The sequence below is a fragment of the Bartonella sp. MU70NMGDW genome (assembly GCF_042194085.1).
Taxonomy (GTDB): domain Bacteria; phylum Pseudomonadota; class Alphaproteobacteria; order Rhizobiales; family Rhizobiaceae; genus Bartonella; species Bartonella grahamii.
Genome location: NZ_JBHIMK010000313.1, coordinates 1 through 1327 on the forward strand (window position 1 = coordinate 1; position 1327 = coordinate 1327).

1 protein-coding gene is annotated in these 1327 nt (G+C 31.5%); it reads right to left on the reverse strand.

What is annotated here, in order from left to right; translation table 11 throughout:
• Nucleotides 1-1210 precede the first annotated feature (1210 nt).
• A partial coding sequence (locus ACFIKE_RS10685; RefSeq protein ID WP_375649876.1) for a magnesium transporter occupies nt 1211-1327 on the reverse strand: 117 nt, incomplete at its 5' end.

The following is a 1327-nucleotide window of genomic DNA, read 5'->3' on the forward strand; positions in this document are numbered from 1 at the left end:
CTGACTATTAAAAAACCTTTTACATGTTTTTTTATAATTTTGGAAGATGGAGGCAATATTTTTATGGCAAAACTATTTATCCAAGTCTTTAAGGCTCTATTAAGCTTCAATTGCTGGAGCTTCGTAAAAGGATTTTTATAGTACGTATGTTCTATTCTTGAGCTAAGAATTATCCCAAAAATCACCGTCAACTTGATTTCTATCAATATGACACAAGGAATTTATATGAGCTCTTGTAAGAGTAAGTAAGTATAAAGCTAGCCGTATTATTGTTGTTTTTTTGCAAAGAGATTGATAAAAATCCGGAATATCTCTTAATTCATAGCCAATTTATTACAACTGTACGATATTTTTATTCTAACACAGCTTTTTCTTATTCTATAACTTGTCAATCAAAATCCAGATCTAATGCAACCGTGTATTTGAGGTAAATATTGAGACGATTAAGCATTTTATAAGAAGTTCTAGCTTTTGTATGACAGATTGGGGCAAGAATTATATCTGTTTTATTTATTTATTTATGAAACCGGAATACAGTCTTTTTTAGAAAGAAGATGAAGGCATCAAAAGAAAATTCTTATCTTTGCCGTTAAGCCAAACTTATGCTTTCAAAAGCATCTAAGCAATATCTTCTAAGCCATGGAGATAGTGCATTACCTCACACTTTTGTTAATCGCATTCTCTAATAGGAGTATGCTTTTCATGCCAAACAGAACGCTTCAAACAGAATACACTTGTTGTTGCATATTCATGTACTTAAGAGAGTTTTCTGAACGTACACTAAATCCATTCCATGATAGGGCTCATAAATGATGTAATATACGTGAATAGTATACCTATCAACACCTTTGTGAAGAAATATAAAGCCTATAGAGCATATCATTATTATTCTTTCTCAGCTGTCAATATTGCAACAGTTTTTGATACGAGAGAGAGGATATAAGGAGTATTTAATTTTTTTCTTGAATAGTTTTTAGCTATACACCAATCCCGTTTGTGACAGGCAAGAAGATGACTTTAATCGATTTAATATAAAAAGCTTTATGATGAGGTAAATTTACGATATTCGGAGCTGTTATTCAATAAAAATAATAAATTGTTTATGGAGCGGTGCGCTAGAAAATAAATTAATGGAGCTTATTCTCTTCTGGAAAGATCTTAGGTTACATGACAAAGTCTTTCCAGAAGAAAGAGTTTCTACTTTACATGTTTAAAGAAGAGTTCCTGACAAAATGATGGAAGCTACAGAGAAATAGATTATAATGCCCATGACATCTACTAAAGTTGCCACAAAAGGAGCAGAAGCACTTGCTGGATCAAATTTTAA